This is a genomic window from Streptomyces sp. NPDC107522, from assembly GCF_055657525.1.
In genome coordinates, this window is sequence record NZ_JBVKAU010000003.1 from 271239 (window position 1) to 293652 (window position 22414).

15 protein-coding genes are annotated in these 22414 nt (G+C 71.5%); 4 read left to right on the top strand and 11 right to left on the bottom strand.

Annotation, left to right across the window (positions count from 1 at the left end; translation table 11 throughout):
• Positions 1 to 2: 2 nt before the first annotated feature.
• From ACZ7L6_RS11270 to ACZ7L6_RS11290, 5 genes are all read right to left on the bottom strand, one after another.
• Positions 3 to 212: a hypothetical protein gene (locus ACZ7L6_RS11270; protein ID WP_471922295.1), complete on the bottom strand. Its 210-nt coding sequence runs from the start codon at positions 210 to 212 to the stop codon at positions 3 to 5.
• 137 nt (positions 213 to 349) lie between these two features.
• Complete coding sequence (locus ACZ7L6_RS11275; RefSeq protein WP_471922297.1) at positions 350 to 673, bottom strand: hypothetical protein; 324 nt, start codon at positions 671 to 673, stop codon at positions 350 to 352.
• Entirely contained in the window at positions 670 to 1038 is a 369-nt protein-coding gene (locus ACZ7L6_RS11280; RefSeq protein ID WP_194041041.1) for a WhiB family transcriptional regulator, read from the bottom strand. The genes ACZ7L6_RS11275 and ACZ7L6_RS11280 overlap by 4 nt, the downstream gene beginning before the upstream one ends.
• A 177-nt stretch (positions 1039 to 1215) precedes the next feature.
• On the bottom strand, positions 1216 to 1542 hold the full coding sequence (locus ACZ7L6_RS11285) for a hypothetical protein (protein WP_398814798.1): 327 nt from the start codon (positions 1540 to 1542) through the stop codon (positions 1216 to 1218).
• Positions 1543 to 1707: 165 nt separating this feature from the next.
• Positions 1708 to 3903, bottom strand: a complete 2196-nt coding sequence (locus ACZ7L6_RS11290) for an ATP-dependent DNA helicase UvrD2 (RefSeq protein WP_471922300.1) — start codon at positions 3901 to 3903, stop codon at positions 1708 to 1710.
• Between the two features lie 184 nt (positions 3904 to 4087).
• Between ACZ7L6_RS11290 and ACZ7L6_RS11295 the strand changes: the two genes are divergently transcribed.
• Positions 4088 to 4330: a mycoredoxin gene (locus ACZ7L6_RS11295; protein ID WP_471922302.1), complete on the top strand. Its 243-nt coding sequence runs from the start codon at positions 4088 to 4090 to the stop codon at positions 4328 to 4330.
• Between the two features lie 60 nt (positions 4331 to 4390).
• Here ACZ7L6_RS11295 and nudC read toward each other — a convergent pair whose 3' ends face one another.
• The 5 genes from nudC to ACZ7L6_RS11320 all read right to left on the bottom strand — a co-directional run bounded on the left by nudC (position 4391) and on the right by ACZ7L6_RS11320 (position 14765).
• Positions 4391 to 5332, bottom strand: coding sequence for an NAD(+) diphosphatase (gene nudC / locus ACZ7L6_RS11300; RefSeq protein WP_471922303.1), 942 nt, complete (start codon positions 5330 to 5332; stop codon positions 4391 to 4393).
• A 156-nt stretch (positions 5333 to 5488) separates the two neighbouring features.
• Complete coding sequence (locus tag ACZ7L6_RS11305; RefSeq protein WP_471922305.1) at positions 5489 to 6901, bottom strand: dipeptidase; 1413 nt, start codon at positions 6899 to 6901, stop codon at positions 5489 to 5491.
• Positions 6902 to 6911: 10 nt separating this feature from the next.
• The gene (locus ACZ7L6_RS11310) at positions 6912 to 10502 is read right to left on the bottom strand and encodes an ATP-dependent helicase (RefSeq protein WP_471922306.1); all 3591 of its coding nucleotides are present in this window, start codon (positions 10500 to 10502) and stop codon (positions 6912 to 6914) included.
• 148 nt (positions 10503 to 10650) lie between these two features.
• Positions 10651 to 14046, bottom strand: coding sequence for an ATP-dependent helicase (locus ACZ7L6_RS11315; protein WP_471922308.1), 3396 nt, complete (start codon positions 14044 to 14046; stop codon positions 10651 to 10653).
• 311 nt (positions 14047 to 14357) lie between these two features.
• Positions 14358 to 14765: an MGMT family protein gene (locus tag ACZ7L6_RS11320; RefSeq protein WP_471922310.1), complete on the bottom strand. Its 408-nt coding sequence runs from the start codon at positions 14763 to 14765 to the stop codon at positions 14358 to 14360.
• A gap of 186 nt (positions 14766 to 14951) precedes the next feature.
• Here ACZ7L6_RS11320 and ACZ7L6_RS11325 point away from each other — a divergent pair, with 186 nt between their 5' ends.
• From ACZ7L6_RS11325 to ACZ7L6_RS11335, 3 genes are all read left to right on the top strand, one after another.
• Complete coding sequence (locus ACZ7L6_RS11325; RefSeq protein ID WP_471922312.1) at positions 14952 to 17750, top strand: lysylphosphatidylglycerol synthase transmembrane domain-containing protein; 2799 nt, start codon at positions 14952 to 14954, stop codon at positions 17748 to 17750.
• A 182-nt stretch (positions 17751 to 17932) separates the two neighbouring features.
• The gene (locus tag ACZ7L6_RS11330) at positions 17933 to 19483 is read left to right on the top strand and encodes an alpha/beta fold hydrolase (protein WP_471922314.1); all 1551 of its coding nucleotides are present in this window, start codon (positions 17933 to 17935) and stop codon (positions 19481 to 19483) included.
• 135 nt (positions 19484 to 19618) lie between these two features.
• Complete coding sequence (locus tag ACZ7L6_RS11335; RefSeq protein ID WP_471922317.1) at positions 19619 to 21166, top strand: alpha/beta hydrolase; 1548 nt, start codon at positions 19619 to 19621, stop codon at positions 21164 to 21166.
• A 62-nt stretch (positions 21167 to 21228) separates the two neighbouring features.
• Here the strand turns inward: ACZ7L6_RS11335 and moeZ are convergent, their stop codons facing one another.
• Positions 21229 to 22407: an adenylyltransferase/sulfurtransferase MoeZ gene (moeZ, locus tag ACZ7L6_RS11340; RefSeq protein ID WP_471922319.1), complete on the bottom strand. Its 1179-nt coding sequence runs from the start codon at positions 22405 to 22407 to the stop codon at positions 21229 to 21231.
• Between the last annotated feature and the right edge of the window lie 7 nt (positions 22408 to 22414).

A 22414-nucleotide genomic window follows, 5' to 3' on the forward strand; every position in this document is an offset into this window, starting at 1 on the left:
GGCTACCACCAGGCCGAGTCCAGACGCCCCTCGATCGCTCTGAGGTTTTCCCGGGAACAGGCGTCGCAGAAGTAGTGGCGGACGCCGTTCTCCACGGAGCAGGTCCAGGTGGGCTGCGGTGCCTGCGCCCGGGTGCCGCAGCGGGCGCACACGAGGGGCCGCGGCTCCTTGGCGGAGCCGCCGTTGTCGCTGTCTCCGGGAAGACTCGTCACTCGGCGACGATATCTCCGCCACTGAGCGATGGCCGGGCACAACGCACCGCGGGGGCCGGTCCGTTCCCACGGACCGGCCCCCGCGGGGAGCCATCGCCTCCCCGGGCGGGGAGGCCACCGTCTGGCGGTGTGGTCGGTTACTGCATGACCGCCCTGGCGAGCGCACGGCGGGCGCGCATCGAGGCGCGCTCGGCCCGGCGCTGCATGCGGCGAGCGGTCGCCAGCTGCACGGCCCGGCGTTCCCGCTCGGCCTCATGCTGTCGCTCGTGCATATGCGCACGTGCCAGGGCTTCTTGGATGAGTTGCATCTCTCGGTTCCTGTTCTGACGCGAGTCGTTCGCGCCACTCGTGGTGAAGTCTTCAGGCGCGGAGCCTGTGAGTTCGTGGGTGGACGGCTTCATCGGGGCCTGCTTCTGGGGGTCGTGCGTGAGGGGACGGTCGATCGTTCCTGTGATGTTCATGCCGTGACCGGGTTCTTGCGCGGGCGGCCACGCGGCCGCTTCCGGGCGACGACGACACCCTGGACGAACAGCTCGCCACCCCAGACGCCCCAGGGCTCACGCCGCTCCTTGGCGCCGGCGAGGCAGGCCTCGATCAGCGGGCAGGTGCGGCAGAGGGACTTGGCGTACTCGACGTCCGCCGGCGACTCGGCGAAGAAGACCTCCGGGTCGTAGGAACGGCAGGGGACTGGTACGCCGAGGTTCTCGATGGCGTCGTCGAGCGCGGTGAGCGCAGTGAGCGGGGTCAAGGTGGAGTCCTCCGTGGGGCCGGGCTTGGGGATCGCGTCTGAAGGCGGTACGGACGGGGCGTGCGCTTCGAGTTGCACGGTTCGTCTTCCTCGTCTGTTCGTTCCGGTCCTGTGGGACCGGGTGGCGGCTGGTACCGGGTTCTTTTCTTGTCCCGGGGCCCCTTCGGCTCCGTCATCCCCGTTGGGGGACAAACAGAAGGGCCGCGGATCCCGGATGGGGTTCCGCGGCCCTGAAGGCGCCGGCCTGATCGGCGATCAGGCTGGATCACTCCAGGGTTCTGGCCCACGGAAGGCCCACATCAGGTGGTGCTGCGTCGTCTGCTTCCGGAATCCGGCACCGGTCGCCGTAAAGGCATAGGCCTGCGCCTGTGCCGCTACTGCCGCTTCCAGTGCCTTGGTCGGTCGCTCATTGCGCTCACGGACGGGAAGGCCCGCGGGAGCAACGGAGGACGCCGGACGCGCGGCACGAATGCCGGACAGACCGGTGCCCTGGTTCGAGGCGCCGAGCATGCACAGGGAGGCGACGACCGAGCGATCGGTCATTTTCACGGTGCTGATGGAGCTGGTGTTGATGCTGATCACTGGACTCGCCTCCTCTCGGCGTCTCGGGGGACTGGGGTGAGCCAGTCCGACGGGTATGCAAGTAGAACACGGAATTGGGGCCTCCGAGAAGGCCTCCGTTCCCGTGGCTAAGAACCTATGGGGATTGCTGGGGCATGCGCAAACTATTTTTTCGACGAGTTCGTGTCATTCCCCGTCTGCACCGTCCCCAACCTCCTGGCCTGCGCAGATGGCCAGGACATCGGCTCCGTAGCGCTCGAGCTTGCGCTTGAGGACACCCGGGATGCGGGACAGCTCGACCGGATTGCTCGGCTCCGTTTCGGCGATGGCCATCAGGGTCCTGTCCGTGAAGATGCAGAAGTCCGGCTGCCCGCTGAGCCGCGCCTGGACCGCACGCCACTCGCGGAGACGTTCGTAGAGGCCCTCGTCCATCTCGGAGGGGCAGTCCTCGCAGCGCATCAGCTTCATCTCACCGGCGTCGGTGAGGGTGCGCCCGCAGACGCGGCAGCGGGCCGGGGTGCGCTGGGTCCTTCTCGGGGCGGCATCCGGTCTGCTCGTGAAGCCGCGCTCGACGCCTCCCGATCCGCCGGCGGCGGTGCGCCCGGCGGTGGTGGTCGAGCCGGGGCGCAGGCCGTCGAGGAAGCGGCTCGGGCGGCGGTTGGGACGGCCGCCGGGCGCGCGGGTGAGCGCCCAGGAGACATGGAGGTGCTGCCGGGCCCGGGTGACGCCTACGTAAAGGAGGCGCCGTTCCTCCTCGATCTGCTCGTCGGTCTTTGCGTAGGTGATCGGCATCATGCCCTCGGCGACACCGACCAGGAACACGACGTCCCACTCCAGGCCCTTGGCCGAGTGCAGGGAGGCGAGGGTGACGCCCTGCACGGTCGGGGCGTGCTGGGCGTTCGCCCGCTCGTCGAGTTCGGCGACGAGGTCGGCGAGCGTGGCACCGGGTTTGGCGGCGGCGAAGTCCTGGGCGAGGTTCACCAGGGCGGCCAGCGACTCCCAGCGCTCTCTGACGGCGCCGGACCCGGCCGGGGGCTCGGTCGTCCAGCCCTCTCCCGACAGCACGGCACGCACCTGCGAGGGCAGGTCGACGGCGTCGTCGAGGAGCGAGTCGTTGCCACCGAAGCGGGCCGCGCCACGCAGGGCGATGCCCGCCTTGCGCACCTCGGGACGGTCGAAGAACCGCTCGGCGCCCCGCAGCTGATAGGGGACGCCCGCGTCGGCGAGCGCCTGCTCGTAGGTCTCGGACTGGGAGTTCGTACGGAACAGGATGGCGATCTCGCTCGCCGGGACGCCCTCCTGCATGAGGTCCCGGATGCGGCGGGCGGCGCCCTCGGCCTCGGCGGGCTCGTCCGTGTACTCGGTGTAGACGGGCTCGGGGCCGGGGTCGCGCTGGGAGACCAGTTCCAGGCGGTGGTCGGCGGCGCGGCCCCGGGCCTGGGCGAGCAGCCCGTTGGCGAGGTGGACGACCTGGGGGGTGGAGCGGTAGTCGCGGACCAGCTTGACGACGGTGGCACCGGGGTGGCGGGTGCGGAAGTCGAGCAGATGGTCGGGAGTTGCTCCTGTGAACGAATAGATCGTTTGGCTGGCGTCGCCGACCACGCACAGGTTGTCGCGGTCGCCGAGCCACAGTTCCAGCAGGCGCTGCTGGAGCGGGCTGACGTCCTGGTACTCGTCGACGACGAAGTGCTGGTACTGGGAGCGGACCTGGTCGGCGATGTCGTGGCGGTCCTGGAGGATCGCGACGGTGAGCAGCAGGACGTCCTCGAAGTCGATGACGGAGCGGTCCCGCTTGAGTTCCTCGTAGACGTTGTAGATCTGGGCGATCTCGGCCGGGTCGCGAGGGGCTTCGCGGCCCGCCTTGACGGCGGCGAGGGCGTAGTCGGTGGGGACGGTCTGGGTGACCTTGGACCACTCGATCTCGGCGGTGACGTCCCGCAGCTCGTTCCGGTCGAGGCGGATGCGGCAGGCGGCGGCCGCGTCGGCGACGAGCTGGATCTTGCGGTCGACGAGCCGGGGCATGGAGCCGCCGATCGCTTTCGGCCAGAAGTACTGGAGCTGGCGCAGGGCGGCCGAGTGGAACGTACGGGCCTGGACTCCCGCCGCGCCCAGCTGGCGCAGCCGACCGCGCATCTCTCCGGCGGCCCGGTTGGTGAAGGTGACGGCGAGCACGCTGGAGGGCTGGAGGATCCCGGCACGCACCCCGTACGCGATCCGGTGCGTGATGGCCCGGGTCTTGCCCGTGCCGGCGCCCGCGAGCACGCACACCGGTCCGTGCAGGGCGGTGGCGACCTCGCGCTGCTCGGGGTCGAGCCCTTCGAGCACCGCGTCGGCAGAGTCCGGTGCCTGCGGGAAGAGGGTGGAGTGCGTTGCTGCTGTCACACGGCCATGCTGCCAGGTCGCCGGAGACGGCTGTGCCGGTTGTCCACAGGCAGGCACCGATAGTCGTACTAATGCGGCAGGCGTCACGTCGCCGGGCATACCCCGGGTGGGAATGGCGCCCCGCTCGCGTACGTTCCCTCTCTGGACGATCTGTTCCCGGAGTCACCTAAGGAGCGCGCGAGACATGCAGGGCACTGTGACGATGTACAGCACGACGTGGTGCGGTTACTGCCAGCGGCTGAAGAAGCAGCTGGACCGCGAGGGCATCGCGTACACCGAGATCAACATCGAGCAGGACCCCGAGTCCGCGGCGTTCGTCGAGAAGGCGAATGGCGGAAATCAGACGGTCCCGACCGTGCTCTTCGCGGACGGTTCGACCATGACGAACCCGTCGCTGGCTCAGGTGAAGCAGAAGATCGGCGTGTGATCGACGCACGCGGAGAGGGTGGCCGTCCCGATCAGGGGCGGCCACCCTTTTGTTTGGTGCTCAGACGCTGCGCGTAGGCAGCGGCTTGCCGTACCAGAGCTCGATCAGGCGGGCTGCGATCGAGATGCCGTACGGCGGCATGACCTCACCGGAGTCGAAGGCGGCGCACAGTTCCTCGCGGGAGAACCAGCGGGCCTCGTGGATCTCGTCGCCGTCGACGTCGACCTCGGTGGAGGTGGCACGGGCCATGAAGCCCAGCATGAGGCTGGACGGGAAGGGCCAGGGCTGGCTGGCGACGTACTCGACGTTGCCGACGGTGACACCGGCCTCCTCGAAGACCTCGCGGCGTACCGCCTGCTCGATGGACTCGCCGGGCTCGACGAAGCCCGCGAGCGTCGAGAAGCGGCCCTCGGGCCAGTGGACCTGGCGGCCGAGCAGGATGCGGTCGTCCTCGTCGGTGACGGCCATGATCACGGCAGGGTCGGTGCGCGGGTAGTGCTCGGCGCCGCAGGCGGGGCAGCGGCGGATGTGGCCGGCCGCGGCGATCACGGTGCGCTCGCCGCAGCGGGAGCAGAAGCGGTGGGTGCGCTGCCAGTTCTCCAGGCCGACGGCGTGCACCATCAGGCCCGCGTCACGCGGCGACAGCAGCAGGCCCGCCTCGCGCAGGCCCGCCGGGCGCGCGGACTGGTCGATACGGCCGGGCAGGGCGTCCTTCTGGAGGGCGAAGTAGCTGACGCCGTCCTCGTCGATGCCGAGGAAGTAGCGGTGCGCCTCGGTGAGGGGGGCCTCGAACGAGGGGGTCATGACGAGTTCGGTGCGGCCGTCCGCCGTCTCGTCGATGAGGACCTGACCGCCGGAGACCACGAAGCAGCGGGTCGTGGGGTGGCTCCACGCCGCCGCGAGCCAGGCCTCGTCGAGCCGGTGGTGGGCGGCGCGGTCGATGCCGCTCGGGGCGGTGAGCGAGATGGGGCGGTCGGCGGTGTGGTCGGTCCAGGTGGTCACGGGTGCTTCCAACTCCCCCAGTGGAACGGTGTGCTTCGGCGGGCGGATCGGCGGGACGTGGGACGGGAGGCGACCGGGGGCGGCAGGGCTCGGCGGTGCGGGGCGGCCTTTTCAGTGTGCCCCGCGCGCGACGCCGCCATGGACGGCCCCGGTGGCTCAGGGCGCATGGCGCCAGTTCGCGGCGAGGTCGCCCCACAGGTATGCGGTGGTTTCGACGCCTTTGAGGAGCAGGTCCAGCTCGACCTTCTCGTTCGGGGCGTGCCAGCCGTCGGAGGGGACGGAGATGCCCAGGAAGAGCACGGGCGCGCCGAGGACGTCCTGGAGGTCGGCGGCGGGGCCCGAGCCGCCTTCACGTGTGAAGCGGACGGGCTTGTCGAAGGCACGGCCCATGGCGCGTACGACAGACTGCAAGGCCGGGTGGTCCAGCGGCGTCAGGCACGGGCGCGTGCCCGCCGAGAACGTGATCTCCCAGCGGATACCGGCGGGAATCTGCTCGCCGGCCCAGGCGCGGACCACCTTCTCGATGTGGTCGAGGTCCTGTCCCGCGACCAGCCGGAAGGAGAGCTTCACCATGGCCGAGTACGGGATGATCGTCTTGCTGCCGGGGCCCTGGTAGCCGCCGCCGATGCCGTTGACCTCGGCAGTCGGGCGGGCCCAGATGCGCTCCAGGGTGGTGTGCCCGGCCTCGCCGTGGGTGGCGTACGACTTGGCGGTGCGCAGCCACTGCTGCTCGTCGAAGGGCAGCTCGGCGAAGAGCTCGCGCTCGCGGTCGGTCAGTTCGACGATGCCGTCGTAGAAGCCGGGGATCGCCACGCGCGCGTGCTTGTCGTGCAGGGCGGCGACGAGGCGGGCGGCAGTGGCCGCCGGATTGGGGACGGCCCCACCGAAGGAGCCGGAGTGGATGTCCTGGTCGGGGCCGTACAGCCGGATCTCGCACTCGGCGAGACCGCGCATGCCGGTGCACACGGTGGGGGTGTCCTCGGACCACATGCCGGTGTCGGACACGATCACGGCGTCTGCCGCGAGCCGCTCGGCCTGCTCCTCGACGAGCGCGCGGAAGTGCGGGGAGCCGGACTCCTCCTCGCCCTCGATCAGCAGCTTCAGGTTGACGGCCGGGGCGACGCGGCCAGTGGTGGCGAGGTGGGCGCGGACGCCGAGTGTGTGGAAGAACACCTGCCCCTTGTCGTCGGCCGCCCCGCGCGCGTAGAGGCGCCCTTCGCGGACGGCGGGCTCGAAGGGCTCGCTGTCCCAGCCGTCCTCGCGGGCGGCCGGCTGCACGTCGTGATGGCCGTAGACCAGGACGGTGGGCGCCTCGGGGTCCTCCGAGGGCCACTCGGCGAAGACGGCGGGCGCACCCGGGGTCAGCCAGACCTCGGCGCTCGGGAAGCCGGTCTCCTTGAGCTTGGCGGCGAGCCAGTCGGCGCTGCGGCGTACGTCGGGCGCGTGGTCGGGCTGGGCCGACACGGACGGGATGCGCAGCCACTCGGCGAGGTCGTCGAGGAAGGCGGCACGGTGCTGCTCGATGTACGTGCGGACGGCGCTGACGTCACTGTCAACGGGATGGCTCATGGTCACGAGCCTATCGGCCCGCACCGACATCCTCGGTGGGCGGTTCCTCACAGTCCGCCTCCGCGACCGGCTCCCCGGTCAGCAGCCGCTCCAGTGCGGCCCGGTCCGGCAGGCCGTCCGGGCGAACGACCTCACCACTTCGGACGTAGAGGAACGCGGCGTCGACCGACTCCAGGGGGACGCCCTGCTGCTCGGCCCAGGCGAGCCGGTACAGGGCCAGCTGGAGCGGGTCGGCGGTGCGGGTGCGGTTTGTCTTCCAGTCGACGATCTCGTACGTCGCCCCCTCGCCTTCGCCGTCCTTGTAGACGGCGTCGATACGCCCCCGTACGACGCGGCCGGCGATCGTGAGCTGGAAGGGGGCCTCGACGCGGTACGGCGTGCGGTGCGCGTACTCGGTGCGCTCGAAGGCGTCCTTGAGGGCTTCCAGGTCGCGCTCGTCGGCGATCTCGGCCTCGCTGCCGGGCAGCTCCTCGGGCTCCAGCATGGGCAGCGTCAGCTCTTCGAAGCGGGCCTCGACCCATGCGTGGAACCGGGTGCCCCGACGTGCGGCGGGTTGCGGCGGGCGCGGCATGGGGCGCGCGAGCTCCTGCGCGAACCCGTCCGGGTCGGCGGCCAGCCGCAGCAGCTGGGACGCGGTCAGCGAGGCGGGCAAGGGTACGTCCGTGACGCCGGCGCGGGAGCGCAGGAGCTCCCCGGTGAGTGCGTCGAGGTCGCGGTCCCAGGAGGCGATGGTGCGGGCCTCTTCGGGGGTGACGCGGGCCTCCGCGGAGGTGAGGTGTTCCGGTTCCGTCGGGTGGGGGCGTGCGCTCGGCGGCTGGGCAGGGGATTCCGGGGACGTCGCCTGATGCGGGACCGTTGCCCGGTGCGGGACCGAGGGACGGTCCGTGGTCCAGGAGTCCCAATCGGCCGGGTCCTCTCCGGGGACCGGGTCCTCTCCGGAGACCGGGTCCTCTCCGGAGAAGGGGGCCTCTTCGGAGAAGGGGGCCTCCTCCCCGTATTCGTCGTAGAGCGCTTCGTCGTCGTCCGGTGGCGGAGGCCAGTCCGGGTCGTCGTAGGTGTCCGGATCGTGTGCCGCGGCCGGGTGGGCGTCGTCGTGGGAGGTGAGGCTCTCCAGGTGGGCCAGGACGGTCTCGGCGGCCGCGCGGCGCCGGGCCAGGGCAGCCTCGTCCAGGGGCAGGGGCCACACCTGGTCGGCGTTCGCCCGGTGCAGGGCCGGGTTCTCCTCGTCCTCGGCGGGTTCGTCGGCCCAGGCCTCGATCTCGCCGTGTCCGGCCGCGCAGTGGTCGTACAGGGCCAGCAGGAAGTCGGAGGGGCCACGGGGCTTCTTCTGGCTGGGGCCCCACCAGTGGCCGGAGCCGAGGAGCAGGGAGCGGGGGCGCGTGAAGGTGACGTAGCCGAGGCGGAGCTCCTCGGTGTGCTGGTGGTCCTTCATGGCCTCCTGGAAGGCCTTCAGGCCTCGGGCGTCCCAGGAGGTGACGTCGGGGAGTGTGTCGGCGTCACCGCGCAGCTCGTGCGGCAGCACCTTGCCCTGCGCGGTCCACTTCTCACGTCCCTTGCTGCTGGGGAACGCGCCGGTGACCAGGCCGGGGACGGCCACGACGTCCCACTCCAGGCCCTTGGACTTGTGTGCGGTGAGCACCTTGACGGTGTTCTCGCCGCCGGGGAGGGCGTTGTCGAGGCCCTTCTCATACTGGGCGGCGGTACGCAGGAAGCCGAGGAAGGCGAGCAGGGTCGCCTCGTTGTCGCCGGCCGCGAAGGAGGCGGCGATGTCGAGGAAGTTGGACAGGGTCTCACGGCGGCGGGCGGCCAGGGCGTGCGGGGACGCCGACAGCTCCACTTCCAGGCCGGTGACGGCGAGGACGCGGTGCAGGACGTCCATCAGCGGGTCGGACAGGGAGCGGCGCAGGTCGCGCAGTTCGGTGGCCAGGCGGGCGAAGCGCACGCGCGCGTCCGGCGAGAAGGGCAGGCCGTCGTCGTCCCCGTCACCGTCGAGCGGCGTCTCCAGGAACGTGTCGAGGGCGTCCGCGAGCGAGATCACCTCGGCGGGGTCGACCCCCTCGACGGCCTCGGCGAGCCGACGGTCCGGGTCGTCGTCGCCGTCCACGCGCGCGTGGGACACCAGCAGCCGTGCGCGGCGCCCCAGGAGGGCGAGGTCGCGCGGGCCGATGCGCCAGCGCGGGCCGGTGAGGAGGCGGACCAGGGAGGCGTTGGCGCCGGGGTCCTGGAGGACCTCGCAGACGGCGACCAGGTCGGCGACCTCGGGCAGGTGGAGCAGCCCGGACAGGCCGACGACCTCGACGGGGACGTCCCGGGCGACGAGCGCGCCCTGGATCTCGGCGAAGTCGGTCGCCGTCCGGCACAGGACGGCGATCTCGCCGGGCGCCTTCCCTGTGTTCACGAGGTGGGCGATGGAGTCGGCGAGCCAGTCCATCTCCTCGGCGTGGGTGGGCAGCAGCGCACAGCGGACCGTGCCGTCACGTTCGGCTCCGGGGGCCGGGCGGAGGGCCTCCACGCCCGCGTGCATGGCGCGCAGGGGCTCCGCGAGGCCGTTGGCGAGGTCGAGGAGGCGGCCGCCGCTGCGGCGGTTCTCGCTGAGCGCCTGGCGGCCGGCGGGGCGGCCGTCGGCGTGGGCGAAGTGGTCGGGGAAGTCGTCGAGGTTGGCGACGGAGGCGCCGCGCCAGCCGTAGATCGCCTGGCAGGGGTCGCCCACGGCGGTCACGGGGTGGCCGGTGCCACCGCCGAACAGGCCCGCCAGGAGGACGCGTTGGGCGACGGACGTGTCCTGGTACTCGTCCAGGAGGACCACTCGGAACTCGTCGCGCAGGATGCGGCCCACTTCGGGGATCCCGGCGAGCTGTGCCGACAGGGCGATCTGGTCGCCGAAGTCGAGCAGGTCGCGCTCGCGCTTGGCGGCCCGGTAGCGGACCACCAGCTCGGCGAGCTCGCGGCGGGCCGCGGCCGTCTCGGGGACCTTGCGCAGATCGGCGTTGCTGAGCTTGGCGCCCTGAAGGGTGAGCAGCAGCTCGGCGTCGTACGCGCGCAGGGCCTCGGGCCGCACGAGGTGCTCGGCGAGTTCGGCGTCGAGGGCGAGGAGGTCGCTGACCAGGTCGGCGAACGAACGGGTGAGGGCCGGGTACGGGCCCGGCGCCTCGCGCAGCACGCGCGCGGCGAGCTGGTAGCGGGTGGCGTCGGCGAGCAGGCGGGAGGTCGGTTCGAGGCCGATGCGCAGGCCGTGGTCGGTCAGCAGACGGCCCGCGAAGGCGTGATACGTCGAGATCACCGGCTCGCCCGGAGGGTTGTCCGGGTCGATGACGTCGGGGTCGGTGACGCCGGCCTTGATCAGCGCCTTGCGGACGCGTTCGGCGAGTTCACCGGCGGCCTTGTTGGTGAAGGTGAGGCCGAGGACCTGCTCCGGGGCGACCTGGCCGGTGCCGACCAGCCACACCACGCGTGCCGCCATCACCGTCGTCTTGCCCGAACCGGCTCCGGCCACGATCACCTGCGGGGCGGGCGGCGCGGTGATGCAGGCCGTCTGCTCCGGAGTGAACGGGATGCCGAGGAGCTCCTTGAGCTGCTCGGGATCGGTGATACGGGCGGACACATCGGAGAGGCTAGCGGCGGGCACTGACAGCGGATGCCGGATCGCCTCTCGGGCTGGAAGAAGCGCAGGTCAGCACGCGTGGTGCGTTCCATCACTCCGGTTGCTCGACCACCGGCTGTCCGGCCTGGCAGGCCCCATGGCGTCCGGCCTACTCGACCACGTGCCGCCCCTCGGGCCGCGCGCTGCACGACGCCCGGAACGCGCAGTGGGTGCAGTGCTGACCCGCGGTGGGCGTGAACCGCTCGTCGAGGACCTTGCCCGCCGCCGTGGCGAGGAGGTCGCCGACCCACTCCCCCTCGGCGCCTTCCAGGGGCTCCTGCCCCTGCACCTTGGGCAGCGTCTCGCCGCCGTCCCGCTTGGCCGCGCCCTGGCGCAGCTGGACGAGTTCGGCGCCGCCCGGCTCGGGGCGTACGCCGTCGAAGGCCTCGTCGACCGCGCCTTCGCGGACGGCCAGCTGGTAGACGGCGAGCTGCGGGTGGCGTGCCACCTCGGCCGCGCTGGGTGCCTGCTTGCCCGTCTTGAAGTCGACGACGTAGGCGCGGCCCTCGCCGTCGGCCTCGACGCGGTCCATCTGGCCGCGAATGCGCACCTCGAAGTCGCCGGCCTCCAGGGTCACGTCGAAGTCGTGCTCGCTCGCCACCGGCGTACGCCCCGCACGGTCCATCACGTGCCACTTCAGGAAGCGTTCGAGCGCCACGCGCGCGTTGTCCTTCTCCTGCGCGGACTTCCACGGTGCGTCGAAGGCGAGCGCGTTCCACACGGAGTCGAGGCGCTCCATGAGGACGGCGAGGTCGGCCGGGGTGTGTCCGGAGGCGACCTCGTCGGCGAGGACGTGCACCACGTTGCCGAAGCCCTGGGCGGCGGTCGCAGGCGCGTCGGCCTTCACCTCGCGGCCCAGGAACCACTGCAGGGCACAGGTGTTGGCGAGCTGGTCGAGGGCGCTCCCGGAGAGCACGACGGGCTGGTCGCGGTTGCGCAGCGGCACCTTGGACTCGGTCGGCTCGAACATGCCCCACCAGCGGTAGGGGTGAGCGGACGGCACCAGCGGGCGGCCGTCCTCGTCGGCGAGCGCGGCGAGGCGGGCCAGCCGGCGGGCGGCGGCCTCCCTGAGCGCGTCCGACGCTCGCGGGTCGACGGTCGTCGCCCGGAGTTCGGCGACGAGTGCGGCGACGGACAGCGGGCGGCGCGGTCGGCCCGTGACGTCCTTCGGTTCGACGCCGAGTTCGGTCAGGAATCGGGAGGGCTGGTCGCCGTCGTCGGCCGCGGCCTTCACGGCCGTGACGACGAGGCGTTCACGCGCGCGCGTGGCGGCGACGTAGAACAGGCGGCGTTCCTCCGCCAGCAGCGCGCCCGGGGTGAGCGGTTCGGCGAGTCCGTCGCGGCCGATGCGGTCGGCCTCCAGGAGCGAGCCGCGGCGGCGCAGGTCCGGCCACAGGCCCTCCTGGACGCCCGCGACGACGACCAGGCGCCATTCGAGGCCCTTGGAGCGGTGCGCGGTCATCAGGCGTACGGCGTCGGGGCGTACGGCACGCCGCGTGAGGGTGTCGGCGGCGATGTCCTCGGCCTCGATCTCCTCCAGGAAGTTCAGGGCGCCCCGGCCGCCGGTGCGCTCCTCCGCGCGGGCCGCGGTCGCGAAGAGGGCGCACACGGCGTCCAGGTCGCGGTCGGCGTTGCGGCCGGCCGCGCCGCCGCGGCGGGCGGTCCGCTCCAGGCGCGCGGGCCACGGCGTGCCCTCCCACAGGTCCCACAGCGCCTCCTCGGCCGTACCGCCGCCGGCGAGGCGCTCACGGGCCTTGCGGAGCAGCGCGCCCAGGCGCTGGGCGCCACGCGCGTACGTGGGGTCGTGCACCGCCAGCCGCTCCGGCTCGGCCAGCGCCCGCGCGAGCAGTTCGTCCGAGGGCGGCGGCAAGGGGTTGCCCGCCGCCCGCTCCTCGTCGCGCAGGGCACGTCCGAGGCGCCGCAGGTCGGCGGCATCCATGCCGGCGAGGGGGGAGGTGAGCAGGGTGAGGGCGGTCTCGGTGTCGAGCCAGCAGGTGGCGGGTTCGTCCGTCAAGTTGTCGTCGGCAGAGTCGCCCTGCCGCGGTTGTACGTCGGCCTCCTGCGGGCGTACGACGTCACCGTCGCGCTCACGCCGTTGGCCCCCGTCGGCCGCCTCCGCCGCAGCCACCGCACGCAGCGCCGTCAGCAGGGGCGCCACCGCGGGCTCGTGCCTGAGCGGCAGATCGTCGCCGTCGATGTCGAGGGGCACCCCGGCGGCCGTGAGCGCACGGCGCACCGTCGGGATCGTGCGCGACCCGGCGCGCACCAGGACGGCCATGTCACCCCAGGGCACGCCGTCCTCCAGGTGTGCCCTGCGCAGGATGTCGGCGATGTTGTCCAACTCGGTGCCGGGCGTCGGGTACGTGAAGACCTCGACGCGGCCGCCCTCGCGGGCCGGGGCGAGCTCTCGATGGGCGCGCACCTTCTCCGCCGGGAGCCGGGTCAGCGGCATGCGCTGCGTCAGCAGCCGGGTCGCGGCCAGGAGGGCGGCGCCGGAGCGGCGGGAGGTGCGCAGGACCTCGACGGGCGCCGGGCGGCCGTCCGCGCGCGGGAAGGCCTGCGGGAACTCCAGGATGCCGTTCACGTCAGCGCCCCGGAACGCGTAGATCGACTGGTCGGGGTCCCCGAAGGCGACCAGGGTGCGGCCACCGCCCGCCAGGGCGTGCAGCAGCCGTACCTGGGCGGGGTCGGTGTCCTGGTACTCGTCGACGTACACGGCGTCGTACTGCGCGGCGAGCCGCTCGGCGGCCTCCGGGCGGCGGGCGAGGAGTACCGCGCGGTGGACCAGTTCGGCGTAGTCGAGCACGCCCTGCATGTCGAGCACGTCGAGGTACTCGGCAAGGAAGGCGGCCGCGGCGCGCCAGTCGGGGCGGCCGATGCGGCGCGCGAAGGCGTCCAGGGCGTCCGGCCCGAGGCCCAGCTCACGGCTGCGGGCGAGGACCGCGCGGACCTCGTCGGCGAAGCCGCGGGTGGTCAGGCAGGCGCGCAGTTCGTCCGGCCAGCGCACATGGGCGAGACCGAGCCGTTCCAGGTCCGGCTGGCCCGCCAGCAGTTCCCGTACGGTCACGTCCTGCTCGGGGCCGGACAGCAGCCGCAGCGGCTCCACGAACAGGTCGCTGTCCTGGTGGGCACGGACCAGGGCGTAGCAGAACGAGTGGAACGTGGTCGCCTGGGGCGCGCGTGCCGCCCCCATGCGCAGCGCCATCCGGTCGCGCAGCTCCACCGCGGCCTTGCGGCTGAACGTCAGCACCAGGATGCGCTCGGGGTCCCCGCCGCGGGCGATCCGGGCCGCCACCGACTCGACGAGCGTGGTGGTCTTGCCGGTGCCCGGACCTGCGAGGACGAGCAACGGACCGGTCTCGTGGTCAACCACGACGCGCTGTGCGGCGTCCAGACGAGGGGGAGCCACCTGCACAACAGGGGTACGCACCAACCGGTAAGCGCCACGGGCCCCCTGTCGCACCGGGGGGTGCGACAGGCGCCTGGTGGAGGAAGAGGAGCTCACGTGGTTCGCCGGTCCTGGTGGGTGTGCAAGTGGTCACAGCCGGCGCGGAGCGCCGTCGTTGGGGGGTGGTGGTCGGGTGACGGGTGGGCCGCCCCTCACGCGTGGAGGGCGGTGACGGCGGGGTGAGGGCGACACGTGCAGCCGACGCTACGCCGACGGATGGCGCGGAAGCAGGGCTTCCGATTCATCCCTCCGGGCACTCCTGCCACGTGGGTCCCTCACCTCACGAACGTACGTCATGCCACGGACGTGCCCCGTTTCCCCCGTACGGATCACAGGTCACACCGAGGGCCGTCGAATGGCGGAAGCTGTCAGGTGTGACCCTGTGCGCGTTCACCGCCGTCCCACCGCGCCCTCTTCATGTCGAGGCGCGGCAGGTGGCCCTCGGCGGCCTTGCTCGCCTCCTTCAGGGGCGTGCCCTCCGCGCGGTAGTGCTCCAGAGCTCTCAGCTCGTGACCGGGCAGCAGGACCCCGTCCGCGCGGACCACCCGCCACCACGGAACGGCTCCCCCGTAGAGGGCCATCGCACGGCCGACCTGACGGGGCCCACCCTCCTCCAGCCACTCCGCGACGTCCCCGTACGTCATGACACGCCCCGGAGGGATCAGTTCGGCGACCTCGAGGACCCGCTCGGCGTACTCCGGCAGCGCATCCGTGTACTCCGGACGGGCGTCGTCGTACTCCGGGCGGGCGTCGTCCGGAAGGCTCTCCTCGCTCATCCGGCCCATCCTGCCCCACAGCACCGACAATGTGACGCGCTCGCCACCGTGCGTATCCCTCGCCCCGTGGCAGCGCTTCGGGCAGACTGTGCGCCCCCGCATTTGCACCCTGATGCCCCCGTGTGTCGGTGGGGCATGCCACCATCGTGCGGGCGGTGACTGGTGATACGAGATCAAGAAGAGACGATGAAGCAGCAGGGTGTGCACCCGGAGGACGCGGAGAGCACCTCTGACGCTTCGTCGCGCCCCGGCACCGCGAACGCCGGCAAGAAGGACCACGGCGAGAGCGACGGCGGCAAGAAGGGCGAGGCCGGGAACGGCACCGACACGGGCGACGCCGGCCGCAAGGCCGTCGAGGGGAAGGCGGCGTACGGCCTCGAAGAGGCGCACGTCGACGAGGTCGAGGGCGACGAACCGCTGCTCCCCGCGCGCGTGCACCGTCCGTCCGACCTGATGCGGCTCCTGGTGGGCGTGCTGGGCATCGCCCTGCTGCTCGCGATCGCCGCGTTCGCGCACGGCACCACCTCGGGTCTCGAGCAGGACATCAACAAGGGCACCGGGCAGGCGCCCGACGTGTTCAGCAAGATGGCCGGGCTGGTGTCCAGCATCGCGATCCTCCTGGTGCCCGTCGCCTTCGCGATCGAACGGCTGATCAAGCGGGACGGGCTGCGCATCGCCGACGGCGTCCTCGCGGCCGTCCTCGCGCACGGGGTGACACTCGCCACAGACCTCTGGGTCGCGCGGGCCGCCCCGGAGTCCATCCGGGACGCTCTGACCCAGCCCTCGCCCGGCGACGTGGGCTCCCTCACCGACCCGGTACACGGCTATCTCGCCCCGGTCATCGCGTACATGACGGCCGTCGGCATGTCCCGCCGACCACGCTGGCGTGCGGTCCTGTGGGCGGTCCTGGTCCTCTACGCCTTCTCCATGCTGGTCACCGGCTACACCACGCCGTTCTCGATCCTCCTGACGCTGCTGATCGGCTGGGCCGTCGCCTACGGCACGCTGTACGCGGTCGGCTCGCCCAACGTCCGTCCCACCGGACGGACCCTGATGGCAGGCCTGAGGCACGTCGGCTTCCGCCCGGTGAGCGCGGCCCGCGAGGAGGTCTCCGACACCCAGGAGACCACCACCGACCGCGGCCGGCGCTACTTCGTCACCCTGGAGGACGGCCCGCCGCTGGATGTGACGGTGGTCGACCGTGAGCAGCAGGCGCAGGGCTTCTTCTATCGCGCGTGGCGCAATCTCACGCTGCGCGGCTTCGCCACCCGCAGCAGCCTGCAGTCGCTGCGCCAGGCCCTGGAGCAGGAGGCGCTGCTCGCCTACGCGGCCATCGCGGCCGGTGCCAACGCGCCCAAGCTGATCGCGACCTCCGAGCTCGGCCCGGACGCCGTGATGCTCGTCTACGAGCACACCGGCGGACACACGCTGGACTCCCTGTCGGACGAGGAGATCACGGACGATCTGCTGCACGGCACATGGCGCCAGGTCAAGGCGTTGCAGTCCCGGCGCATCGCGCACCGCAGGCTGGTGGGTGACGCGATTCTGGTGGATCGTTCCGGCAAGGTGATCATCACCGACCTGCGCATCGGCGAGATCGCGGCGAACAGTCTGCTGCTGCGGATGGACATCTCCCAGCTGCTGGTGACCCTCGGGCTCCGGGTGGGCGCCGAGCGCGCGGTGGCCTCGGCGGTGAGCGTGCTCGGCCCCGACGCCGTGGCCGACTGTCTGCCGATGCTGCAGCCCATCGCGCTGAGCCGCTCCACGCGCGCGACGCTGCGCAGACTCGCCCGGGAGCGTGCCCAGCGCGAGCGCGAGGCGGTGCTGGAGGCGTCCCGGCACGCCAAACACGCCCGCAACGAGGAGGCCACCGGCGACGCCGGGCCCGCGCTCGACAAGCCGGACAAGAAGACCGTACGGGCCCAGGCTCGGGCCGAGAAGCGGGCCATCGACGAGGCCCTGGAGGAGGCACGCGAGGAGGACCTGCTCACGCAGATCCGCCACGAGGTGCTGCGGATCAGGCCTCAGGCGCCGGTCGAGCCTGCCAGGCTGGAACGCGTGCGGCCGCGCACGCTGATCAGCTTCATCGCCGGTGCCATCGCCGCGTACTTCCTGCTGACGCAGCTCACCCACATCGAGTTCGGCCCGCTGATCGCCAACGCCCAGTGGGGCTGGGTGGCGGCGGCCGTGCTGTTCTCGGCGGCCAGCTACCTCGCGGCCGCGATGGCGCTGCTGGGGTTCGTGCCCGAGCGGGTGCCGTTCCGGCGGACGGTGGCGGCGCAGGTCGCCGGGTCGTTCGTGAAGATCGTCGCGCCGGCAGCGGTCGGTGGCGTCGCCCTGAACACGCGCTTCCTGCAGCGCGCGGGAGTGCGGCCGGGGCTCGCGGTGGCGAGCGTCGGCGCGTCGCAGCTGTTCGGGCTGGGCTGCCACATCCTGATGCTGCTGGCCTTCGGCTATCTGACCGGCACCGAGAAGACCCCGTCGCTGTCGCCGTCCCGGACGGTCATCGCGGGTCTGCTGACGGTGGCGGTCCTGGTGCTCGTGGTGACGTCGGTGCCGTTCCTGCGGAAATTCGTCGTCACGCGCGTGAGGTCGCTGTTCGCGGGTGTCGTGCCGCGCATGCTGGACGTGCTGCAGCGGCCGCAGAAACTGGTCACCGGCATCGGCGGCATGCTGCTGCTGACCGCATGCTTCGTGATGTGCCTGGACGCGTCGATCCGGGCCTTCGGCAGCCAGGGGACGTCGATCAGCCTCGCCAGCGTGGCCGTGGTCTTCCTCGCGGGCAATGCCCTCGGCTCGGCGGCCCCCACTCCGGGCGGCGTGGGCGCCGTGGACGTGACCCTGACCGTCGGTCTGATCGCCGTGGGCCTGCCCAGCGAGGTCGCCGCGCCTTCGGTGCTGCTCTTCCGCATGCTGACGCTGTGGCTGCCGGTGCTGCCGGGCTGGCTGGCTTTCAACCACCTGACACGCAAGGGCGCGCTTTAGCGGCAGTGCCGTACGAGGGCCGGGAGGTCTCGTCGCGCGCGAGGTCACTTCGCATGCGAGCGCCTGCCGTACGAGGCGCAGGGCGCCGTACGTTGTAGGGGCACCGAACAGGTGAGGCGCCGCGGTCCCTCGTACGGCCCGTGCCCCGAGCGCCCCACCCCGTACGACCGCAGGATGGGATCATGCCGAACCCTCCCCGGCTGCGCGCCGCTGCCCTGACCGCCACCGCCCTGCTGCTGTCCTCCGTGCTGGCGGGCTGCAGCAGCGACGACGACTCCGGCGACGAGGACCTGACGGCCCAGGAGCTGAACTGGAAGGACTGCCCGGCACCCTCCCAGGCGCAGGGCGGCAAGGGCAGCCCGTCACCGCTGCCGGACGGCGGCACATGGCAGTGCGCCACGATGAAGGCGCCACGGGACTGGGACGAACCCAAGGGCGACACGATCGGCATCGAGCTGATCCGGGTGAAGTCCGACGGCCCCGCGCACCGGCGCATCGGCTCGCTGATCTTCAACTTCGGGGGACCCGGCGGCTCCGGGGTCACCGCGCTGCCCAGCTTCGGGGAGACCTACGAGAAGCTGCGCACCCGCTACGACCTGGTGAGCTTCGACCCGCGCGGGGTAGGCGGCAGCGAGCCCGTACGGTGCGAGAACGACCAGCAGCTCGACGCCTACTTCCAGCAGGACACATCGCCGGACGACGCCGCCGAGCGGACGGAACTGGTGGACAGCACCAAGGAGTTCAACGAGGCGTGCGAGAAGAACTCCGACGGGATGCTGCCGCATGTGGGCACCACCGACGCGGCCCGCGACCTGGACCTGATGCGCCAGGTCCTGGGCGACGCCAAGCTGCACTACTTCGGCATCTCGTACGGCACCGAACTCGGCGGCGTCTATGCCCACTTGTTCCCCAAGAACGTGGGCCGCGCCGTCTTCGACGCGGTGGTCGACCCGACGCAGAGCGCCGAACAGGGGGCACTCGGGCAGGTCAAGGGCTTTCAGCTCGCGCTGGACAACTTCGCCGAGGACTGCACCTCCAAGACCGAGGGCTGCCCGATCGGCGACACCCCCCAGGACGTCAAGGACCGCATCGCCAAGCTGCTGAAGGACCTCGACAGCAAGCCGATCGAGGGCATCTTCCCGCGTCAGCTGACCCAGAGCGCCGCGACCAACGGCATCGCTCAGGCGCTGTACTCGCAGGAGTTCTGGCCGTTCCTCACCCAGGGTCTCGAGGAGGCGTACGGCGGTCAGGGCCAGACTCTGATGCGGCTGTCCGACTCGTTGAACGGGCGCAGCGAGAACGGCGAGTACAGCAACATCACCGCCGCCAACGTCTCGATCAACTGCGCCGACGAGAAACCGCGGTACACCCCCGCATACGTGGAGCAGAAGCTGCCCGAATTCCGGTCCGCCTCGAACCTGTTCGGCGACTCGTTCGCCTGGTCCCTGCTCAGCTGCACCGACTGGCCCGTGGCCGGTGCCGCCGACCACCCCGATGTCAGCGCGCCCGGCTCGGCGCCCATCCTCGTCGTGGGCAACACGGGCGACCCGGCTACGCCGTACGAGGGCGCACGGAGGATGGTGGAGGCGCTGGGCAAGGGGGTGGGTGTCGAGCTGACGTACAAGGGACAGGGACACGGGGCCTACAACAGCAAGAACAGGTGCGTGCAGGACGCGGTGAACGCCTATCTGCTGGACGGGAAGCTGCCGGCGGCAGGCACCGTCTGCGGCTGAGACCACCCCTGAACCCGGTAAAGCAGCAGGTCAGAGAGTTATCCACAGGCCGTCACGGTCTTTTCGTGATCTGCCTACTATGGCCTGACCGCCATCCGCGGCACAGCGCGGACGGCTTGCGAGGGGGGAAGTGACATGGCGCGTTTCGTACGGTGGACGGCCCTGACGGCCGCCGCCGCGGTGCTGGCGGCGGGCTGCAGCGGCGGCTCGTCCGACGGCGACAAGGCCGGTGGGGAGACGGGCAGGCCGAGTGCACCGACGGCGTCCGCCGACTCGGCGACGCCGCTGCCGTCCTCGCTGACCTCGCAGAAGCTCGACTGGGGACGCTGCAAGGCCACCGGGGACTCCTCCGCGCCGGGCGACGAGTGGCAGTGCGCGACGCTCAAGGCGCCGCTGGACTGGACGAAACCAGGGGGCAAGACGATCGACCTCGCGCTGATCCGCGCCAAGGCCACTGGCGACGACCGCATCGGCTCGCTCCTGTTCAACTTCGGCGGCCCCGGCAGCTCGGGGCTGTCCACGCTGCCGTGGTACGCCTCCAACGCGTCCGAGCTGGGCGAGCGGTACGACCTGGTGAGCTGGGACCCGCGCGGGGTGGGCGCCAGTGAGGGCGTCCGCTGCCGCAGCGACAAGGAGATCGAGGCCTCCGAGTCCTTGGACATCACGCCGGACACCCCGGCCGAGGAGACGGCGTACTTCCGGGACGCCGCCACCTTCGGCAAGGGCTGCCAGAAGTCCGCGGGCACGCTGATGGCGCATGTGTCGACCACCGACACCGCCCGCGACATGGACCTGATGCGCCAGGTCCTCGGCGACACGAAGATGCACTACTTCGGCATCTCCTACGGCACCGAACTGGGCGGTGTGTACGCCCACTTGTTCCCCAAGAACGTGGGGCGAGTGGTCCTGGACGCCGTCTCCGACCCGAGCGCCGACTCGGCGGGGCACGCCGAGAACCAGGCCAGGGGCTTCCAGCGCGCGCTGAACAACTACCTGAAGTCCACCGGCCAGGGCGCCGAAGAGGGCTCGCGGAAGATCGTGGACCTGCTGAAGCGGATCGATGCGAGTCCGCTGCCGACGTCCTCCGGGCGCAAGCTCACGGAGACACTCGCGCTCACCGGCCTCATCCTGCCGCTCTACAGCGAGGCGAGCTGGCCGACGCTGACCAGCGCCCTGGCGGCGGCGGAGAAGGGAGACGGCTCGGGGCTCCTGGCCCTCGCCGACCAGTACAACGACCGCGATGCCTCGGGGCACTACGCCACGGGAAACCACTCGCAACGGGTCATATCGTGCCTGGACGACAAGCAGCGGCCGACGGCCGGGGAGGCGAAGAAGCAGCTGCCGCGGTTCGAGAAGGTCTCGCCCGTGTTCGGCCGCATGCTGGGCTGGGACACGGCCGGCTGGTGCCACGACTGGCCGGTGGCCGGTCAGTACGACACCCCGGAGGTGAGCGCGCCGGGTGCGGCACCGATCCTGCTGGTCGGCAACACCGGCGACCCGGCGACGCCGTACGAGGGCACCCGGAGGATGGCGGACGAACTGGGCAAGGGCGTCGGCGTGATGCTCACCTGGAAGGGCGAGGGCCACACCGCGTACGGAAAGGGGAGCGACTGCGTCGACTCCACGGTGAACGCGTATCTGCTGCAGGGCACGGTGCCGAAGGCCGGCAAGGTCTGCTCATGACGACGGCGGGGGCTCCGGGCACCCGTGGCACCCGAAGCCCCCGCCGCGCGGAGCAGGTCGGGTCAGTACACCGGCTTGTGCGGCTCGATCTGGTTGACCCAGCCGATCACGCCGCCGCCGACGTGCACGGCGTCGGCGAAGCCGGCGGACTTCAGTACCGCGAGGACTTCCGCACTGCGGACACCCGTCTTGCAGTGCAAGACGATCTTCTTGTCCTGCGGGAGGGTCTCCAGGGCCGCGCCCATGAGGAACTCGTTCTTCGGGATCAGCTTGGCGCCGGGGATCGAGACGATCTCGTACTCGTTGATCTCGCGGACGTCGATGATCTCGATGTTCTCGCCGTCGTCGATCCACTCCTTGAGCTGCTTGGGAGTGATCGTCGCGCCGGCGGCCGCCTCCTGGGCCTCCTCGGACACGACGCCGCAGAAGGCCTCGTAGTCGATGAGCTCGGTGACGGTCGGGTTCTCGCCGCAGACCGCGCAGTTCGGGTCCTTGCGGACCTTGACCTGGCGGTACTGCATCTCCAGGGCGTCGTAGATCATCAGGCGGCCGACCAGCGGCTCACCGATGCCCGCGAGGAGCTTGATGGCCTCGTTGACCTGGATGGAACCGATGGACGCGCACAGCACGCCGAGCACGCCGCCCTCGGCGCAGGAGGGGACCATGCCGGGGGGCGGGGGCTCCGGGTAGAGGCAGCGGTAGCAGGGGCCGTGCTCGGACCAGAAGACGGAGGCCTGGCCGTCGAAGCGGTAGATCGAGCCCCACACGTACGGCTTGTTCAGCAGCACGCAGGCGTCGTTGACCAGGTAGCGGGTCGCGAAGTTGTCCGTGCCGTCGACGATCAGGTCGTACTGGCTGAAGATGTCCATCACGTTGTCGGCCTCGAGCCGCTCCTCGTGAAGGATCACGTTCACGTACGGGTTGATGCCCTTGACGCTGTCGCGGGCGGACTCGGCCTTGGAGCGGCCGATGTCGGACTGGCTGTGGATGATCTGGCGCTGCAGGTTGGACTCGTCGACCTCGTCGAACTCCACGATGCCGAGCGTGCCGACGCCCGCCGCGGCCAGGTACATCAGCGCCGGCGAGCCCAGGCCACCGGCGCCCACACACAGCACCTTGGCGTTCTTCAGCCGCTTCTGCCCGTCCATCCCGACATCGGGGATGATCAGGTGGCGGGAGTACCTGCGAACCTCGTCTACGGTGAGCTCGGGGGCCGGCTCGACCAGGGGTGGCAACGACACGGGGACT

Coding starts and splice junctions, on each gene's coding strand:
- ACZ7L6_RS11325 (WP_471922312.1), top strand. CDS start 14,952: ATGAAGCAGCAGGGTGTGCACCCGGAGGACGCGGAGAGCACCTCTGAC.
- ACZ7L6_RS11335 (WP_471922317.1), top strand. CDS start 19,619: ATGGCGCGTTTCGTACGGTGGACGGCCCTGACGGCCGCCGCCGCGGTG.
- ACZ7L6_RS11305 (WP_471922305.1), bottom strand. CDS start 6,901: ATGAGCCATCCCGTTGACAGTGACGTCAGCGCCGTCCGCACGTACATC.
- ACZ7L6_RS11275 (WP_471922297.1), bottom strand. CDS start 673: ATGAACATCACAGGAACGATCGACCGTCCCCTCACGCACGACCCCCAG.
- ACZ7L6_RS11320 (WP_471922310.1), bottom strand. CDS start 14,765: ATGAGCGAGGAGAGCCTTCCGGACGACGCCCGCCCGGAGTACGACGAC.
- ACZ7L6_RS11330 (WP_471922314.1), top strand. CDS start 17,933: ATGCCGAACCCTCCCCGGCTGCGCGCCGCTGCCCTGACCGCCACCGCC.
- ACZ7L6_RS11295 (WP_471922302.1), top strand. CDS start 4,088: ATGCAGGGCACTGTGACGATGTACAGCACGACGTGGTGCGGTTACTGC.